We start from the raw sequence: 19164 nt of genomic DNA, 5'->3' as shown, positions 1-19164 counted from the left end.
CGGTACACAACAACGCGCTTCGCAGGGGGCCGGAGTCAGCGCTGGAGCGCTCGTTCGGGTCGATCGCGAAGCATGGGACCCGAGTCAGTGCCGAAGCACTCACTCGGGTCGACAGGAGACATGCCGTGAGCACTCAACGCACGCTCGAGGGCGAATTCGACTACGTGATCGTCGGCGCGGGCACCGCGGGCTGCGTGCTCGCGAACTGCCTGACCGAGGATCCCGACATCAGCGTGCTGCTGCTCGAAGCGGGCGGCAAGGACGACTATCACTGGATTCATATCCCGGTCGGCTATCTGTATTGCATCGGCAACCCGCGTACCGACTGGCTGTACAAGACGCAGCCCGAAGCGGCGCTCAACGGCCGCGCGCTGTCGTATCCGCGCGGCCGCGTGCTCGGCGGCTGCTCGTCGATCAACGGGATGATCTACATGCGCGGCCAGCGCGAGGACTACGACAACTGGGCGCGGGAAACCGGCGACGCCGGCTGGTCGTGGGACAGCGTGCTGCCGATCTTCAAGCGCAGCGAGGATCATCATGCGGGCGCGAGCGATGCGCACGGCGCGGGCGGCTACTGGCGCGTCGAGAAGCAGCGGCTGCGCTGGGAGATCCTCGAATCGTTCGCGCAGGCCGCGCAGCAGACGGGCATCCCCGCCACCGACGATTTCAACCGCGGCGACAATGCCGGGGTCGGCTACTTCGAAGTGAACCAGAAGCGCGGCGTGCGCTGGAATACGTCGAAGGCGTTCCTGCGGCCCGCGATGGCACGCCCGAACCTGACCGTGATCACCGGCGCGCATGCGCAACGAGTGATCTTCGACGGGCGGCGCGCGGTGGGCGTCGAGTACCACGGCGGCGGCACCGATTACGTCGCGCGGGCGCGGGCGGAAGTGCTGCTGACGTCGGGCGCGGTGAATTCGCCGCAACTGCTCGAACTGTCGGGCATCGGCGATGGCCGGCGGCTGCAGGCGCTCGGCATCGACGTCGTGCAGGATCTGCCGGGCGTCGGCGAAAACCTGCAGGATCACCTGCAATTGCGGATGGCGTTTCGCGTCGACGGCGTGCGCACGCTGAACACGCTGTCCGCGCGCTGGTGGGGCAAGCTGATGATCGGCGCCGAATATGCGCTGCTGCAGCGCGGGCCGATGTCGATGGCGCCGTCGCAGCTGGGCGCGTTCGCGAAATCCGATCCGGACGATCCCGCACTCACGCGCCCCGATCTCCAGTACCACGTGCAGCCGCTGTCGCTCGAACGCTTCGGCGAGCCGTTGCACGGTTTCAACGCTTTTACGGCGTCGGTCTGCCATTTGCGGCCGAGCTCGCGCGGCAGCGTGCATATCGCCAGCCCCGATGCGGGCGCGGCACCGGCGATCGCGCCGAACTATCTGTCGACCGACCACGATCGCCACGTTGCCGCGAACGCGCTGCGCCTCACGCGTCGGATCGCATCCGCGCCGGCGCTCGCGCGCTATCGTCCCGAGGAGATCCTGCCGGGCACGCGGTACCAGACCGAGGCCGAACTGATCGACGCGGCCGGCGTCGTCGGCACGACGATCTTCCACCCGGTCGGCACCTGCCGGATGGGGCGCGCCGACGACGCGCGCGCGGTGGTCGACAGCCGGCTGCGCGTGCGCGGCATCGCCGGCCTGCGCATCGTCGATGCATCGGTGATGCCGTTCATCACGTCCGGCAACACCAATTCGCCGACGCTGATGATCGCCGAGCGTGCGAGCGACATGATTCGTGCCGACCGCCGTGCAGCGCGCGAAGCGACGCCGGTGCGTACCGAGGCCGCGGTGACGGTTGCATGACGACCCGCTGACCCACGCGCCAGCGGGCCGTCATGCGAACGGCCGCTGATTCGCTATGCGAAACAAGCTGACGTGCGTCCGCTCGAACGGCAAGATCCGTGCAAGCCGCGCCGTCGTGCGGCTTTTTTCATCGTGTGCGTGCCCGGTCCGGCGGCAGGTGAACACATGATGATGCGCGTGTCAAAAAAGCGCGGTGAATAACCGCGCGCAGTCGCGGCCGATATGGCGGCCAGCCCTATAAGTGCAAATCCCGATGATTGCACTGCACCAACGGCGCGACAATGTTCTGTAATGTGCATACGCGTCGGCGCGGGAGACCACCCTCGAGGCGTACCACGGCGCCCGGGGGCAGCCCGCTGATCCGCTGACCTGTTCGCGGCCGCTTGCGCCAGGCATCCCGGTGCTTCGCCTGACTTCGTACGGAAGGGAACATGATTCTCGGCGACACGATTCTGGAAACACGCGGACTGACGAAGGAATTCAGGGGCTTCACCGCCGTGAACGGCGTCAACCTGCGTGTGCGCCGCGGCGCGATTCACGCATTGATCGGGCCGAACGGCGCGGGCAAGACCACCTGTTTCAACCTCCTCACCAAATTTCTGACGCCGACGGCCGGCCAGATCGTCTTCAACGGCATCGACATCACCGACGAGCGGCCCGCGCAGGTCGCGCGGCGCGGCATCATCCGCTCGTTCCAGATCTCGGCCGTGTTCCCGCACCTGACCGCGCTGCAGAACGTGCGCATCGGCCTGCAGCGCGCGCTCGGCACCGAATTCCATTTCTGGCGCAGCGAGCGCACGCTGAAGCGGCTCGACGATCGCGCGATGGATCTGCTCACGCAGGTCGGCCTCACCGATTTCGCGCACGTGCCGACCGTCGAGCTGGCCTACGGCCGCAAGCGCGCGCTCGAGATTGCGACGACGCTGGCAATGGAGCCCGAACTGATGCTGCTCGACGAGCCCACGCAGGGGATGGGCCACGAGGACGTCGACCGCGTGACCGCGCTGATCAAGAAGGTCGCGAGCGGCCGCACGATCCTGATGGTGGAACACAACATGAACGTGATCGCGGGGATCTCCGACACGATCACCGTCCTGCAACGCGGCGAGGTGCTGGCCGAAGGCTCGTATGCGGAAGTGTCGAAGAATCCGCTCGTCATCGAGGCCTACATGGGCAGCGCCGACGCGGCGCTCGCGGGGGCGCACGCATGAAGCACAGCGAACGGGAGGAACGCGAATTGAGCGGCGTCGAGAGCGGTACGCCTGCGCTGGAGATCACGGGCCTGGAGGCCTGGTACGGGGAATCCCACATCTTGCACGGTGTCGACCTGACCGTGCATCGCGGCGAGGTCGTCACGCTGCTCGGCCGCAACGGCGCGGGCCGCACGACGACGCTGCGCGCGATCATGGGCCTCACGGGCCGCCGCAGCGGGTCGATCAAGGTCGCCGGCCACGAGACGATCGGCCTCGCGACGCATCGCATCGCGCATTTCGGCATCGGCTACTGCCCGGAGGAGCGCGGGATCTTCTCGAGCCTGTCGTGCGAGGAGAACCTGATGCTGCCGCCGCTGATCGGGCCGCGCGAGCACGCGATGTCGCTCGACGAGATCTACGCGATGTTCCCGAACCTCGCGTCGCGCCGGCAGAGCCAGGGCACGCGGCTGTCGGGCGGCGAGCAGCAGATGCTCGCGGTCGCCCGGATCTTGCGCACCGGCGCGAACCTGCTGCTGCTCGACGAGATCTCCGAAGGCCTCGCGCCGGTGATCGTCCAGGCGCTCGCACGGATGATCGTCGCGCTGAAGGCGCGCGGCTACACGATCGTGATGGTCGAACAGAATTTCCGCTTCGCCGCGCCGCTTGCCGACCGCTTCTACGTGATGGAGCACGGCAGCATCGTCGAGCATTTCCGCGCCTCCGAACTGGAAGGCAAGATGCCGACGCTGCACGACCTGCTCGGGGTGTGACGCCGCTCCGTTTCCCTTGCCGCTAGCCGTGGCGGCCCTCGAACAACCACAACGCATCAGAACAACAGGAGACGTCAATGAAAATGAAGACCCTCGCACAGGCCTGTCTCGCGCTCGCGACCGCCGCGCTCACCGCCGGCGCCGCCCACGCGGCGGATACCGTGAAGATCGGCTTCATCACCGACATGTCGGGGCTTTACGCGGATATCGACGGGCAGGGCGGTCTCGAGGCGATCCGCATGGCGGTTGCGGACTTCGGCGGCAAGGTGCTCGGCAAGCCGATCGAGGTCGTCTATGCCGACCACCAGAACAAGGCCGACATCGCCGCGTCGAAGGCGCGCGAATGGATGGACCGCGGCGGCCTCGACCTGCTGGTCGGCGGCACGAACTCGGCCACCGCGCTGTCGATGAACCAGGTCGCGGCCGAGAAGAAGAAGGTCTACATCAACATCGGCGCGGGCGCCGACACGCTGACCAACGAGCAGTGCACGCCGTACACGGTCCACTACGCATACGACACGATGGCGCTCGCGAAGGGCACCGGGTCGGCGGTGGTGAAGCAGGGCGGCAAGAGCTGGTTCTTCCTGACGGCCGACTACGCATTCGGCAAGGCGCTCGAGAAGAACACGTCGGATGTCGTGAAGGCGAACGGCGGCCAGGTGCTCGGCGCGGTGCGTCACCCGCTGTCCGCGTCGGATTTCTCGTCGTTCCTGTTGCAGGCGCAATCGTCGAAGGCGCAGATCCTCGGCCTCGCGAACGCGGGCGGCGACACGATCAACTCGATCAAGGCCGCGAAGGAATTCGGCATCACGAAGACGATGAAGCTCGCCGCGCTGCTGATGTTCATCGACGACGTGCACAGCCTCGGCCTCGAAACGACGCAGGGCCTCGTGCTGACCGACAGCTGGTACTGGAACCGCGACGCGGCGTCGCGCCAGTGGGCGCAGCGCTACTTCGGCAAGATGAAGAAGATGCCGTCGAGCCTGCAGGCGGCCGACTACTCGTCGGTGACGACCTACCTGAAGGCCGTGCAGGCCGCCGGGACGACCGACTCCGACAAGGTGATGGCCGAGCTGAAGAAGATCAAGATCAGCGACTTCTACGCGAAGGGCTACATCCGTCAGGACGGCAGCATGATCCACGACATGTACCTGATGGAAGTGAAGAAGCCGTCCGAATCGAAGGAGCCGTGGGACTACTACAAGGTGCTCGCGACGATTCCGGGCGAACAGGCGTTCGGCACCAAGCAGGAAACGCGCTGCGCGCTGTGGAAGTAAGCATTGCGTAGCGGCGCGCACGGGCGCGCCGCACGGTGGCGGCTGCAGCGATGTGCCCGCTGCGCCGCTCGCGTGCGCGATGCAGGGAAGTTGCGCGCGCAACGAAACTCATTCTGACGGCTAAGTCGATGGACATCTTTGGCATTCCGTTGCCGGCGATGCTGAGCCAGTTGCTGCTCGGGCTCGTCAACGGCTCGTTCTACGCGATCCTGAGCCTCGGGCTCGCGGTGATCTTCGGGCTGCTCAACGTGATCAACTTCGCGCACGGCGCGCTGTTCATGCTGGGTGCGATGCTCGCGTGGATGGGCCTGTCGTATTTCGGGCTGCCGTACTGGGCGATGCTCGTGCTCGCGCCCGTGCTCGTCGGCGCGTTCGGGATCGCGATCGAGCGCTCGATGCTGCGCTGGCTGTACAAGCTCGATCACCTGTACGGGCTGCTGCTCACGTTCGGCCTTACGCTGGTCGTCGAAGGCGTGTTCCGGTCGATCTACGGGTCGTCGGGCCAGCCGTACGACGTGCCGTCGCAGTTGTCCGGCGCGACCAACCTCGGCTTCATGTTCCTGCCGAACTATCGTGCGTGGGTCGTCGTCGCGTCGCTCGCGGTGTGCCTCGCGACGTGGTTCGTGATCGAGAAGACACGGCTCGGCGCGTATCTGCGTGCCGGCACCGAGAACCCGAAGCTCGTCGAGGCGTTCGGCGTGAACGTGCCGATGATGATCACGCTCACCTACGGCTTCGGCGTCGCGCTCGCCGCGTTCGCGGGCGTGCTGGCCGCGCCGGTGATCCAGGTGTCGCCGCTGATGGGCCAGCCGATGATCATCACCGTGTTCGCGGTGGTCGTGATCGGCGGGATGGGCTCGATCCTCGGTTCGATCGTCACGGGCCTGCTGCTCGGCGTGATCGAGGGCTTCACGCGCGTGTTCTATCCCGAAGCATCGGCCACCGTCGTGTTCGTGATCATGGCGATCGTGCTGCTGTTCCGCCCGGCGGGCCTCTTCGGCAAGGAAAAATGATGCAGAGAAAAGTGCTCTACGGCGTGCTGCTCGCCGCGCTGCTCGCGGCGCCGTTCATCGGCGCGTATCCGGTGTTCGTGATGAAGGTGCTCGCGTTCGCGCTGTTCGCGGCGGCGTTCAACCTGCTGATCGGCTATACGGGGCTGCTGTCGTTCGGCCATGCGATGTTCCTCGCGACGGCCGGCTATGCGACCGGCTATTCGATGCAGACGCTCGGTTTCACGCCGGAGCTCGGCGTGCTGGCCGGCACCGTCGCCGCGACGCTGCTCGGGCTCGTCGTCGGGCTGTTCGCGATCCGCCGGCAGGGCATCTACTTCGCGATGATCACGCTCGCGTTCGCGCAGATGGTCTACTTCATCTATCTGCAGGCGCCGTTCACGCACGGCGAGGACGGCCTGCAGGGTGTACCGCGCGGCCGCCTGTTCGGGCTGCTCGACCTGTCGAACGACGTTGCGCTGTACTACGTCGTGCTGGCGGTGGTCGTGGCCGCGTGCGCGTTCATCGTACGGGTCGTCCATTCGCCGTTTGGCCAGGTGCTCGTCGCCATCAAGGAGAACGAAGCGCGCGCGATCTCGCTCGGCTACGACACCGACCGCTTCAAGCTGCTCGCATTCATCCTGTCGGCCGCGCTCGCGGGGCTGGCCGGCTCGCTGAAGGTGCTGGTGCTCGGCTTCGAGACGTTGTCGGACGCGTACTGGACGATGTCGGGCCTCGTCGTGCTGATGACGCTCGTCGGCGGGATGGGCACGCTGTTCGGGCCGCTGCTCGGCGCCGCGCTGATCGTGGCGCTGGAAGACCGGCTCGGCGACATCGGCGAATGGCTCGCGTCGACGACGGGCGTCGCGTGGTTCCATTCGCTCGGCGAATCGGCGACGATCGTCACCGGGCTGATCTTCATCGCATGCGTGCTGGCGTTCCGGCGCGGCATCGTCGGCGAGATGGTCGCGCGGATCAAGCCGCTCAGGGCCTCGTCGTGAACCTCGGCGCGGCGCCTGCGCGTTGATGCGAAGCACCATCCGGCATGCGCTGGAAGGGCGCTGCGGCGCGCTCGGGCCGTCACCGGGCGGCAGATTGGTGCCCCATTTTCGTGCGGCGATGCACCATAGGGGTAAATGCTAAGTTGTCGTGGTGCTTAAGCCTCTTTAAGATTCACCTTAGTTCTGATGCACCGCGAAACGAATTTGCAGGTGGAGAACGAGGAGACAATCGAGGCACAAAGTGCCCGGACCCCAAAGCGCTGTTGGACGGAATCCAACAGCGCTTTTTCATTTGCGTGCACGGATTCCCTCGATGGTGCATCGGCCCGCGTGACCGCCATCTTCCGCGTTTGCGTTCGCACCGCATCTTTCCGCGCTTCGCCGCGTCCTCCGTTTTTTCGTTCCCGTGATTCGTTTGCAGAACGCGCGCCATTGCGCACCTGCTGTCCGGGCTTACCCGGTTGGCGTGCGCGAAACGCGTCCGTTACACTCAGCTTTCGCCGACCGATCGGTCGGGAAAACGGTCGGCAGTTCTCCTACAAGCAGAATGCAGAAGAGGGAGTACGGTTGGATGAGCATCGCGGGACGGTGGTTCGGGGCAGGAAGGGCGGCTGGCGCCGTGCGTTCGTCGCGGGGTGGGGCGATGGTCGGCGCGGCCTTAGCGAGCCGTTTTGCGGCCTGTATGCGTGCTCCGATGCCATTGAATGTCGTTGCGTTCGCATCCGTATCCGCATTCTCATGAGCCGCCGGTTTTCCGACGTTTCATCGCACGCGTGCCCGGCTGCCTCGGGCCGGCACGGCGGGCGTTCCCGCCATCGTTGCGCACGCACCGATTTTCCTCGCGATTCCGCATTTTTCTGTCTGCTTCATCCTGACGACATTGCTGCTGCGCATCGTGATGGTCGAATGACCGCTTCGGCCGGCATGCAGCGCAGGGGGCGGCGTTCACGGGAAAACGAGCATGGCATGGATGAGCTGGATAATTAATATATTAACTTGTTCGGGGACCGGGAGCCGCCCGAGCGACCGTGGTTTTTTCGAGCAGCGTTTGGAGACAACGTAAATGAAGATGAATCGATGGATGGAGGCCCTGCTTGCCGCGGGTCTCGTGTGTGCGGCGGCCACGGCGTCGGCGCAGGTGAAGATCGGCGTGACGCTGTCGGCCACCGGCCCGGCCGCCTCGCTCGGGATTCCGGAAAAGAACACGATCGCGCTGCTGCCGAAGGAAATCGCGGGCAAGAGCGTGCAGTACATCGTGCTGGACGACGCGTCCGACACGAGCCGCGCAGTGCAGAACGTGCGCAAGCTGATCGACGAGGACCACGTCGACGCGATCATCGGCTCGTCCGTCACGCCGAACTCGCTCGCGATGCTCGATCCCGTGTCGCAGGGCAAGACGCCGACGATCTCGCTCGCGGCGAGCGCGCAGATCATCGCACCGATGGACGCGAAGCGCGCATGGATGTTCAAGGTGCCGCAGAACGACCAGCTGATGGCCGACGCGATCGCCGGCTACATGGCCAAGCACGGCGTGAAGACGGTCGGCTTCATCGGCTTTGCCGATGCGTATGGCGACAGCTGGTACAAGACGTTCGACGCGGCGGCCGCGAAGAACGGGCTGAAGCTCGTGTCGAACGAGCGCTACAACCGGACCGACGCGTCGGTGATGGGGCAGGTGCTGAAGCTGCTGGGCTCGAACCCGGATGCGGTGCTGATCGCCGGCTCCGGCACGCCGGCGGCGCTGCCGGCCAAGACGTTGAAGGAGCGCGGCTACAAGGGCAAGGTGTACCAGACACACGGCGTCGCGAACAACGATTTCCTGCGCGTGTGCGGCAAGGATTGCGAAGGCGAGATCCTGCCTGCCGGCCCCGTGCTCGTGACCGACCAGCTGCCCGACTCGAATCCGGTGAAGAAGCCGGCGCTCGGCTACAAGGCCGCGTACGAGAAGGCCTACGGCGCGGGTTCGTTGTCGACGTTCGGCGGCCATGCGTGGGATGCGGGCCTGCTGCTGCAGCGGGCGATCCCGGAGGCGCTGAAGAAGGGCCAGCCGGGCACCGAGGCGTTCCGCGAAGCGCTGCGCGCATCGCTCGAAAGCGTGAAGGATCTGCCGGTCTCGCATGGCGTGATCAACATGACGGCGACCGATCACAACGGCTTCGACACGCGTGCGCGCGTGATGGTGCAGATCGTCGACGGCAAGTGGAAGCTGCAGGCCGAGTAAGCATCACGTGAAACCGGCATGCGCGGCGCGAACGGCGCCGCGTGTGCCGTCGGCAGGGTGGCGCGCCTCATGGCCACCGCCGTGCCGCCTGGAACCACCGGGCCTGCCGCATGGCGCGCGACGTGCCGATCGCGTCGCGCGCGCCCCGGCCGTTTCCGCCTTTCGTTTCTCCGCAGCCTTCTCTCGATACACGAAACGTATGGATCTCTCGATTGCGGCGATCCTCGCGCAAGACGGCATCACGACCGGCGCCATTTATGCATTGTTGTCGCTGGCGCTCGTGCTGGTGTTTTCCGTCACGCGGGTGATCTTCATTCCCCAGGGCGAGTTCGTCGCCTACGGTGCGCTGACGCTCGCCGCGTTGCAGGCGCAGAAATTCCCCGCCACCTGCTGGCTGCTGTTCGTGATGGGCATCGCGTGCTTCCTGCTCGAAGTCGGCGGCCTGATCCGGCATCGCGAACGGCGCCATCAGCTCGGCCGCACGCTAGCGACGCTCGGCAGCCGCTACATCCTGCTGCCGCTCGCGGTGTTCGCGATCACGCGCAGCTTCGCCGCGCAGCCGATGCCGATGCTCGCGCAGATCGCACTGACGCTCGCGATCGTCGTGCCGATGGGGCCGTTCGTCTACCGGCTCGTGTACCAGCCGATCGCCGAAGGCACGACGCTGCTGCTGTTGATCGTGTCGGTGGCCGTCCATTTCGCGATGGTCGGCCTCGGCCTCGTGATGTTCGGCGCGGAAGGCTCGCGCACCAACGGGTTCTCGGACGCGTCGCTCGCGATCGGCAGCATGACGGTGTCGGTGCAGAGCATCCTGGTCGTCGTCACGGCGCTGGTGCTGATCGGCGCGCTCTACGTGTACTTCGGCCGCACGATCGCCGGCAAGGCGCTGCGCGCGACCTCGGTGAACCGGCTCGGCGCGCGGCTCGTCGGCATCGGCACGACCGAAGCCGGTCGGCTCGCGTTCACGTTCGCGGCGGGGCTCGGCGTGCTGTCGGGGATCCTCGTCGGCCCGCTGACGACGATCTACTACGACTCGGGTTTCCTGATCGGTCTGAAGGGCTTCGTCGGCGCGATCATCGGCGGGCTCGTCAGCTATCCGCTGGCGGCCGCCGGCTCGCTGCTCGTCGGCGTGCTCGAATCGTATTCGTCGTTCTGGGCGAGCGCCTACAAGGAGGTGATCGTGTTCACGCTGATCATTCCGGTGCTGCTGTGGCGGAGCTTCGTGACGCCGCATGCGGAAGAGGAAGAGGAGTGACGCGATGAAGACGATGGTACGCAACAAGGCCTTCTGGCTGTTTCTCGTGGTGCTGTTCGCGCTGCCGGTGCTGCCCGGCGCGCTCCAGGTACCGGAGTACTGGATCACGCTGCTGAACTACATCGGCCTGTATGCGATCGTCGCGATCGGGCTCGTGCTGCTGACGGGCGTCGGCGGGATGACGAGCTTCGGGCAGGCCGCGTTCGTCGGCATCGGCGCGTATGCGACCGCGTTCCTGACGACGCGCTACGGCGTGTCGCCGTGGCTCGCGCTGATCGTCGGCGTCGTGCTGACGGCGCTCGTCGCGCTCGTGCTTGGCGCCGTGACGATGCGGCTGTCCGGGCACTTCCTGCCGCTCGGTACGATCGCGTGGGGCCTCGCGCTGTTCTACTTGTTCGGCAACCTCGAACTGCTCGGCAAGTACGACGGGATCAACGGGATTCCGGCGCTGAACTTGTTCGGCATCGTGCTTGAGAGCGGCCGCAGCTTGTATTTCCTGATCTGGGCCGTCGTGCTGGCCGCGATCGTGTCGGTACAGAACCTGCTGAACAGCCGCCCGGGCCGCGCGATCCGCGCGCTGCGCGGCGGCGGCGTGATGGCCGAGGCGATGGGCGTGAACACCGCGTGGATGCGCGTCGTGATCTTCGTCTACGCGGCCGTGCTCGCGGCGGTATCGGGCTTCCTGTACGCACACCTGCAGCGTGCGGTGAACCCGACGCCGTTCGGCCTGAACCACGGGATCGAATTCCTGTTCATGGCCGTGGTGGGCGGCGTATCGCACGTGTGGGGCGCGGTGCTCGGCGCCGCGATCCTGACCGTGCTGCAGGACTACCTGCAGACGCTGCTGCCGAAGCTGCTCGGTTCGGAAGGCAACTTCGAGATCATCGTGTTCGGCGTGCTGATGGTGCTGCTGCTGCAGTACGCGCGCCAGGGCGTATGGCCGTTCGTCGCGAGGCTGTTCCCGCGCGGGCCGCGCGCGCATGTGCCGGAGCAGGCCGACCCGCTGCCGCAGCGCGCGAAACCCGTGGCCGGCGAGCCGCTGCTCGTCGTCGACAACGCACGCAAGCAGTTCGGCGGGCTGGTGGCCGTCAACGACGTCAGCTTCGACGTGAAAGCGGGGCAGATCATCGGGCTGATCGGCCCGAACGGTGCGGGCAAGTCGACCACGTTCAATCTCGTGACCGGCGTGCTGAGGCCCACTGGCGGTGCGATCACGTTCCGTGGCGAGCGCATCGACGGGCTGACGTCGCGTCAGATCGTGCGCCGCGGCATCGGTCGCACTTTCCAGCACGTGAAGCTGTTGCCGGCCATGACGGTGCTCGAGAACGTCGCGATCGGCGCCCACCTGCGCGGCCATACCGGCGTGTGGCGCAGCATCGCGCGGCTCAATGCGCACGAGGAAGCGCAGTTGCTGGCCGAAGCCGCGCGCCAGATCCGCCGCGTCGGGCTCGAGAAGCACATGTACGACGAAGCGGGCAGTCTCGCGCTCGGCCAGCAGCGGATTCTCGAAATCGCACGGGCGCTGTGCTGCGATCCGACGCTGCTGCTGCTCGACGAACCGGCCGCGGGGCTGCGTTACCAGGAGAAGCAGCAACTCGCCGACCTGCTGCGGCGGCTAAAGGCCGAAGGCATGAGCGTGTTGCTCGTGGAACATGACATGGATTTCGTGATGAATCTCACTGACCGGCTGGTGGTGATGGAATTCGGCACGCGGATCGCGGAAGGGCTGCCACAGGATGTGCAGCAGGACCCGGCCGTGCTGGAAGCGTATCTGGGCGGGGTGGAGTGATGACGGATACGACGATGCCGATTCTCGAAGTGCGCGGGCTGGCGGTCCGGTACGGGAAGGTCGAGGCGCTGCACGGGGCTGCCATCAAGGTCGGGGCGGGGCAGATCGTCAGCGTGATCGGCCCGAATGGCGCCGGTAAATCGACGCTGCTGAACGCAATCATGGGGGCGCTGCCGGTCACGGGCCATGCGTCCGGCGCAGTCGTGTATCGCGGCAACGACGTCGGCGCGTTGCCGGTCGAGCAGCGTGTCGCGCGCGGGATGTGCCTCGTCCCGGAAAAGCGCGAGCTGTTCAGCACGATGACGGTCGAAGACAACCTCGTGCTGGGCGCGTATCGGCGCAAGCAGGCGGGGGAATCGAACTTCCTCGATCAGCTCGATCACGTGTTCGCGCTGTTCCCGCGGCTGAAGGAGCGCCGCAGGCAGGCGGCCGGCACGCTGTCCGGTGGCGAGCGGCAGATGCTGGCGGTCGGCCGTGCGCTGATGGGCAAACCCGATCTGCTGATGCTCGACGAGCCGAGCCTCGGGCTGGCGCCGCTGATCGTGAAGGAGATCTTTCATATCATCAGCGCGTTGCGCGGCACCGGCGTTGCGACGCTGCTGATCGAGCAGAACGCACGGGCGGCGCTGCAGATCTCCGACTACGGCTATGTGCTGGAGACGGGCGAGTTTGCGCTGGAAGGGCCGGCGGCCGAGCTTGCGCAAAACCCGCGGGTGATCGAGACGTATCTCGGGTTGGCGAAGAAGACGGCTTGATCGTGGGCGCGATGGGCGGGAAACGGGCGGCGTGTTTCACGTGAAACACGCCGTTTTTGTTCGTGAGGTTTGGGTCGAGGGGGTTGATGCACCGACGGTTCGAAGCCGGGGGATAAGTCGCGTCGGAATAGTTGGAAGCTCTGTGCGGTGTCGTGTAGGCCGGTTCAGCGATCGAGGGTACGCCTTGCAGGGGACAAGTCGCGCGGTATCCGCCCGAAATGCTGTGGTGAGGAGGGCATAGGGTGGCGGGTGGGGGGCATTGCGCTGGCTACAGACATTGGCCAGTTCAAGGTTTCCCGCATGTAGGCGTGACGATTCACCCGGCTTCGGCACAGGCACGACGATGTGCGCCGAACCGCTCGTAGGCCCCGCCGAAGTAGACTCGGCACGGCCATTCGCCTGTCCACAGCGAAAAAAAAGCCCAAATGCACAGACCCTACCATTCGGATGGCCTTCGAGTGAAAAGCGAACCCGCTATAATTCGGCCCATACATTTCTCAGATAGGTTCGTGCGCAGCTCCGCGTACGGAATCCACCATGCTTTTTCCCACAGAATTTGACGTCATCGTCGTCGGTGGCGGCCATGCCGGCACGGAAGCCGCGCTGGCGTCCGCCCGTATGGGCGCGAAGACACTGCTGCTGACCCACAACATCGAAACGCTTGGGCAGATGAGCTGCAATCCGTCGATCGGCGGCATTGGCAAGGGCCATCTGGTCAAGGAAGTCGACGCGCTGGGCGGCGCAATGGCCGCCGCGACGGACGAAAGCGGTATTCAGTTCCGGATCCTCAATTCGTCGAAGGGCCCGGCCGTGCGTGCGACGCGTGCGCAGGCGGATCGCATCCTGTACAAGGCCGCGATCCGCCACCGGCTCGAAAATCAGCCGAACCTGTGGCTGTTCCAGCAGGCCGTCGACGACCTGATGGTCGAAGGCGACCGCGTGGTGGGCGCCGTCACGCAGATCGGCATCCGCTTCCGCGCTCGCGCGGTCGTGCTGACGGCCGGTACGTTCCTCGACGGCAAGATCCACGTCGGCCTGAACAACTACACGGGCGGTCGCGCGGGCGATCCGGCGGCCGTGTCGCTGTCGTCGCGCCTGAAGGAGCTGAAGCTGCCGCAGGGCCGGCTGAAGACCGGTACGCCGCCGCGTATCGACGGCCGCACGATCGACTTCTCGAAGCTCGACGAGCAGCCGGGTGACCTCGATCCGATCCCCGTGTTCTCGTTCCAGGGCCGCGCTGAGCAGCATCCGCAGCAACTGCCGTGCTGGGTCACGCATACGAACGAGCGCACGCACGACATCATTCGCGGCGGTCTGGACCGTTCGCCCATGTATACAGGCGTGATCGAAGGCGTCGGGCCGCGCTATTGCCCGTCGATCGAGGACAAGATCCACCGGTTCGCCTCGAAGGAATCGCACCAGATCTTCCTCGAGCCGGAAGGGCTGACGACCCACGAGTTCTACCCGAACGGGATCTCGACCAGCCTGCCGTTCGACGTCCAACTCGAGCTCGTGCATTCGATGCGCGGCCTCGAGAACGCGCACATCCTGCGCCCTGGCTACGCGATCGAGTACGACTACTTCGATCCGCGTGCGCTGAAGGCGTCGCTGGAGACGAAGGCGATCAATGGGCTGTTCTTTGCGGGCCAGATCAACGGCACGACCGGCTACGAAGAAGCGGCCGCGCAGGGGCTGTTGGCCGGCCTCAATGCGGGCCGCTACGTGCAGGAAAAGGATGCGTGGTGCCCGCGTCGCGACCAGGCGTATCTGGGCGTGCTGGTCGACGATCTCGTCACGCGCGGCGTGGCCGAGCCGTATCGGATGTTCACGAGCCGGGCCGAGTATCGCCTGAGCTTGCGCGAAGACAACGCCGACATGCGCCTGACCGAAATCGGCCGCGAGCTGGGGCTCGTCGACGACGCGCGTTGGGACGCATTCAGCCGGAAGCGCGACGCTGTTTCACGTGAAACCGAACGCCTGAAGTCGACCTGGGTCACGCCGAAGACGCTGCCGGTGGAAGAGGCGACGGCGTTGCTCGGCAAGGCGATCGATCACGAGTACAGCCTCGCCGAACTGCTGCGTCGGCCGGGCGTGAGCTACGACGGCGTGTGCGGACTGAGGGGCGGCGAGTGCGGCCCCGCAGAGCCGCTGGCGGAAGATCCGGTGCTGCTCGAGCAAATCAAGGAGCAGGTCGAGATCGGCATCAAGTATCAGGGCTATATCGAGCGTCAGGCATCCGAGATCGAGCGCAACGACGCGAACGAGAACACGCGCCTGCCGGACGGTATCGATTACCGCGAAGTCCGCGGTCTGTCGTTCGAAGTGAGCCAGAAGCTCAACGAATTCCGGCCGGAAACGATCGGACAGGCGTCGCGCATCTCGGGCGTCACGCCGGCGGCAATCTCGCTGCTGATGGTGCACCTGAAGCGTCGCGGCCTGGGCCGCCGTAACGGTACGGCCGCAGAGGCCGCGGAGCAGGGGGACGGCACCGTCCCGGCGCAACAATGACGGCGCGTCGCGCGCCGGCGGTGAATCGGGACGTACTGGAAGGGATGCTCGTCGAAGGCACGGCGGCGCTCGACCTTACGCTGACGGATACACAACGCAACCAGCTGCTCGACTATGTCGCGCTGCTCGGCAAGTGGAACGCGGTCTACAACCTGACCGCGATCCGCGACCCGAAGCAGATGCTGATTCAGCACATCCTCGATTCGCTTTCCATCGTCCCGCATTTGCGCGGCCGTGCGTCGGCGCGCGTGCTCGACGTCGGCTCGGGCGGCGGGCTGCCTGGCATCGTGCTCGCGATCGTCGAGCCCGGCTGGCAAGTTACGCTGAACGATATCGTGCAGAAGAAGTCTGCCTTCCAGACGCAGATGCGCGCGGAGCTGAAGCTCGCGAACCTGTCGGTCGTCACCGGGCGGGTCGAATCGCTGCAGCCGGGTGTCGAAGTACCGGAAAAATTCGACATGATCGTATCCCGCGCTTTCGCGGATCTATCCGACTTCGTTAAACTTGCTCGACATCTGGTCGGGCCGGGCGGTTCGATCTGGGCGATGAAGGGCGTTCACCCGGACGACGAGATTGCGCGGTTGCCGGAAGGCAGCCGCGTGAAGCAGACGATTCGGCTGGCGGTGCCGATGCTCGATGCGGAGCGGCATCTGTTCGAAGTGGCCGTCGACGACGCGAATTGAAGGCGCGCGGTAGCGCGCCGTTTGTTTGAAGGTAAAGGGAACACACCAACGATGGCAAAGATCTTCTGCGTTGCGAACCAGAAGGGGGGCGTCGGCAAGACGACGACATCGGTCAATCTCGCCGCAAGCCTTGCAGCGCAGGAGCAACGAGTCCTGTTGATCGATCTCGACCCGCAGGGCAACGCGACGATGGGCAGCGGGATCGACAAGGCCGCCTGCGAAGCGACCGTGTACGAAGTGCTGGTCGACGGCGTGTCGGTGACCGATGCGCGCGTGCGTCCGGAAGGCGTCACCTACGACGTGCTTCCCGCGAACCGCGAGCTGTCCGGCGCGGAGATCGAGCTGATCAGCATCGACAACCGCGAGCGCCGCCTGAAGGCCGCGCTCGAGCGTGTGGCCGACGACTACGATTTCGTGCTGATCGATTGCCCGCCGACGCTGTCGCTGCTGACGCTGAACGGCCTGTGCGCGGCGCATGGCGTCGTGATTCCGATGCAGTGCGAGTACTTCGCACTGGAAGGGCTGTCGGACCTCGTCAATACGATCAAGCAGGTTCACGCGAACATGAACCGCGACCTGAAGATCATCGGCCTGCTGCGCGTGATGTTCGATCCGCGCATCACGCTGCAGCAGCAAGTCTCCGACCAACTGAAAGCGCACTTCGGCGACAAGGTCTTCGACGCGGTGATTCCGCGCAACGTGCGCCTGGCCGAAGCGCCGAGTTACGGGCTGCCGGGTGTCGTGTTCGACCGCAGTTCGCGCGGTGCGCAAGCGTATATCCAGTTCGGGGCCGAGATGATCGAGCGCGTGCGTGCGTTCGAGGTGTCGTGATCCGGACATGAGCGAAGCGAGGAAGAAAGACATGAACGCGGTACCAAAGAAGAAGGGCTTGGGACGTGGCCTCGAAGCGCTGCTCGGCGGCAGTGCCGATATCACCGAAGTGGTGAAGATCGAAGGGGCACCGAACACGCTCGCGCTCGGCAAGCTGCAAGCCGGCAAGTACCAGCCGCGCACGCGGATGGACGAGGGCAGCCTGCAGGAGCTCGCGGCCAGCATTCGCGCACAGGGCGTGATGCAGCCGATCCTGGTACGGCCCATTTCATCAGACAAATACGAGATCATCGCGGGCGAGCGGCGTTTCCGTGCGGCGCGCCTGGCCGGCCTCGATGAAGTGCCGGTGCTCGTGAAGGACGTATCCGATCAGGCCGCCGCCGCGATGGCGCTGATCGAGAACATCCAGCGCGAGGATCTGAATCCGCTCGAAGAGGCGCACGGCATCCAGCGCCTGCTCGACGAGTTCGGTTTCACGCACGAACAGGCGGCCGAATCGGTCGGCCGTTCGCGCAGCGCGGTGTCGAACCTGCTGCGCCTGCTGAACCTCGCATCGCCGGTGCAGACGATGCTGCTGGCCGGCGATCTCGACATGGGTCACGCACGCGCGCTGCTCGCGGTCGACGCGGCCACGCAGATCACGCTCGCGCATCAGGTCGTCAACAAGCGTATGTCGGTGCGCGAGACCGAGAAGCTCGTCGCGCACACGACGAAGGAAGCGCCGGCCGTGAAGGCGCGTGCGAAGGACGATGGCGGCCGCGATACGCGTCGCCTCGAAGAGGAGTTGTCGGACCTGCTCGCGTCGACGGTGAAGATCAAGCTCGGCCGCCGCGGGCGAGGGCAGGTGCTGATCGACTTCGGCAACCTCGATGCGCTCGAAGGCATTCTCGCGCGGCTGCGCGGCAACGTCGCAACAGAAGAATAACGGGGCAGGTATGGAGGAAACGGGGGCACCGGCACCGCGCCGGTGGCTCGGCTGGCTTGCGCAGGAACCGGTGCTGTCGGTGCTCGTGCTTGGCCTGATCGTGCTGCAATGGGTGCGTCCGCAACCATTTTCGGTACTGGCCGATCGCGTCGACTGGCAGACGGTCGCGACGCTCGCGGGCCTGCTGATGCTGACCAAGGCGCTCGAGTTGTCCGGCTGCCTGATGTGGCTCGCGCATCGCATCGTGCATCACGTGCATTCCGAACGCGGGCTCGCGATGCTGCTCGTCGGCTTCGCAGCCGTGCTGTCGATGTGGCTCACCAACGACGTCGCCTTGTTCGTCGTCGTGCCGTTGATGGTGTCGCTGCGCGCGCTGACACCGCTGCCGTTCCGGCGGCTCGTGATCGTCGTCGCGCTGGCCGTCAACGCGGGGTCCGTCGCGACACCGCTCGGCAATCCGCAGAATCTGTTCCTGTGGCAGTTGAGCGGCGTGTCGTTCGGTCGTTTCGTGGTCACGCTCGGGCCGCTCGCCCTCGCGCTGATGGCGCTGCTGCTCGTGCTGACCGCGTTGATGTTTCGCGCGAAGCCGCTCGACCTGTCCGGCGATGCCGCCGCGTTGCCCGTGCAACGCATGCACGCGCTGATCGCTGCCGTGCTGTTCGCCGCGTTCGTGCTGCTCGCCGATGCGCACCATCCGCTGCCGGGCCTCGTCGGTGTCGCCATCGTGCTGCTCGCCGTCAAACGTGATGCAGTCCTGAAGATCGACTGGCTGCTGCTGCTGATCTTCGTGCTGATGTTCGTCGTGCTGCGCAGCGCGGCTGCGCTGCCCGTCGTGCACGACGCGATCGCGCATGCGCAACTCGATTCGCCGCTGCGCGTCTATGCCGCCGGCGCCGTGCTGTCACAGGTGATCAGCAACGTGCCGGCCGCGATCCTGCTGTCGGAATTCACGCACGACTGGCGCGCGCTAGCGTTCGGCGTATCGGTCGGCGGCTTCGGTTTCGCGATCGGCTCGCTTGCGAACCTGATCGCCGTGCGTCTCGCGAAGGAGCCGCGCATGTGGCTGCCGTTCCACCTCGTTTCGATTCCGTTCGCGCTGGTGAGCGCGGCGCTCGGCGCGTGGCTGCTCGTGCACGGTTGAGTGGGGTCGTGCGTG

General features: G+C 65.9%; 15 protein-coding genes. All 15 read left to right on the top strand.

Annotated elements, in window-relative coordinates:
* The first annotated feature begins 125 nt into the window (after positions 1 to 125).
* The 15 genes from HWX07_RS00340 to HWX07_RS00270 all read left to right on the top strand — a co-directional run bounded on the left by HWX07_RS00340 (position 126) and on the right by HWX07_RS00270 (position 19149).
* Entirely contained in the window at positions 126 to 1811 is a 1686-nt protein-coding gene (locus HWX07_RS00340; protein ID WP_175874722.1) for a GMC family oxidoreductase N-terminal domain-containing protein, read from the top strand.
* 431 nt (positions 1812 to 2242) lie between these two features.
* Positions 2243 to 3022, top strand: coding sequence for an ABC transporter ATP-binding protein (locus HWX07_RS00335; RefSeq protein ID WP_006477266.1), 780 nt, complete (start codon positions 2243 to 2245; stop codon positions 3020 to 3022).
* Positions 3019 to 3774, top strand: a complete 756-nt coding sequence (locus HWX07_RS00330; protein WP_006477267.1) for an ABC transporter ATP-binding protein — start codon at positions 3019 to 3021, stop codon at positions 3772 to 3774. The genes HWX07_RS00335 and HWX07_RS00330 overlap by 4 nt, the downstream gene beginning before the upstream one ends.
* A gap of 77 nt (positions 3775 to 3851) precedes the next feature.
* The gene (locus HWX07_RS00325; protein WP_006496321.1) at positions 3852 to 5051 is read left to right on the top strand and encodes an ABC transporter substrate-binding protein; all 1200 of its coding nucleotides are present in this window, start codon (positions 3852 to 3854) and stop codon (positions 5049 to 5051) included.
* Between the two features lie 128 nt (positions 5052 to 5179).
* A complete protein-coding gene (locus HWX07_RS00320; RefSeq protein WP_012327599.1) occupies positions 5180 to 6064 on the top strand; it encodes a branched-chain amino acid ABC transporter permease in 885 nt (294 codons plus the stop codon).
* Positions 6064 to 7041: a branched-chain amino acid ABC transporter permease gene (locus HWX07_RS00315; protein WP_175874721.1), complete on the top strand. Its 978-nt coding sequence runs from the start codon at positions 6064 to 6066 to the stop codon at positions 7039 to 7041. Before HWX07_RS00320 ends, HWX07_RS00315 begins: the two co-directional genes overlap by 1 nt.
* A gap of 1063 nt (positions 7042 to 8104) precedes the next feature.
* Positions 8105 to 9262, top strand: coding sequence for an ABC transporter substrate-binding protein (locus HWX07_RS00310; RefSeq protein WP_006482734.1), 1158 nt, complete (start codon positions 8105 to 8107; stop codon positions 9260 to 9262).
* A gap of 199 nt (positions 9263 to 9461) precedes the next feature.
* Entirely contained in the window at positions 9462 to 10517 is a 1056-nt protein-coding gene (locus tag HWX07_RS00305; RefSeq protein WP_126359011.1) for a branched-chain amino acid ABC transporter permease, read from the top strand.
* A 4-nt stretch (positions 10518 to 10521) separates the two neighbouring features.
* The gene (locus tag HWX07_RS00300; protein ID WP_175874720.1) at positions 10522 to 12306 is read left to right on the top strand and encodes a branched-chain amino acid ABC transporter ATP-binding protein/permease; all 1785 of its coding nucleotides are present in this window, start codon (positions 10522 to 10524) and stop codon (positions 12304 to 12306) included.
* Positions 12306 to 13061 (top strand): ABC transporter ATP-binding protein, encoded by a 756-nt coding sequence (locus HWX07_RS00295; protein WP_034174286.1) that lies wholly within the window; start codon positions 12306 to 12308, stop codon positions 13059 to 13061. Before HWX07_RS00300 ends, HWX07_RS00295 begins: the two co-directional genes overlap by 1 nt.
* Positions 13062 to 13598: 537 nt before the next feature.
* Positions 13599 to 15569, top strand: a complete 1971-nt coding sequence (gene mnmG, locus HWX07_RS00290) for a tRNA uridine-5-carboxymethylaminomethyl(34) synthesis enzyme MnmG (RefSeq protein ID WP_175874719.1) — start codon at positions 13599 to 13601, stop codon at positions 15567 to 15569.
* Positions 15566 to 16252, top strand: coding sequence for a 16S rRNA (guanine(527)-N(7))-methyltransferase RsmG (rsmG, locus tag HWX07_RS00285; RefSeq protein WP_175874718.1), 687 nt, complete (start codon positions 15566 to 15568; stop codon positions 16250 to 16252). The genes mnmG and rsmG overlap by 4 nt, the downstream gene beginning before the upstream one ends.
* A 51-nt stretch (positions 16253 to 16303) precedes the next feature.
* Complete coding sequence (locus HWX07_RS00280; protein WP_006482737.1) at positions 16304 to 17083, top strand: ParA family protein; 780 nt, start codon at positions 16304 to 16306, stop codon at positions 17081 to 17083.
* Between the two features lie 31 nt (positions 17084 to 17114).
* On the top strand, positions 17115 to 18008 hold the full coding sequence (locus HWX07_RS00275; RefSeq protein ID WP_175874717.1) for a ParB/RepB/Spo0J family partition protein: 894 nt from the start codon (positions 17115 to 17117) through the stop codon (positions 18006 to 18008).
* 10 nt (positions 18009 to 18018) lie between these two features.
* Positions 18019 to 19149, top strand: coding sequence for an SLC13 family permease (locus tag HWX07_RS00270; protein ID WP_175874716.1), 1131 nt, complete (start codon positions 18019 to 18021; stop codon positions 19147 to 19149).
* Positions 19150 to 19164: the final 15 nt, after the last annotated feature.

It is taken from the genome of Burkholderia sp. BCC0097 (genome assembly GCF_902832985.1).
GTDB lineage: Bacteria > Pseudomonadota > Gammaproteobacteria > Burkholderiales > Burkholderiaceae > Burkholderia > Burkholderia orbicola.
This window is presented reverse-complemented; position numbering and strand designations above follow the sequence as displayed.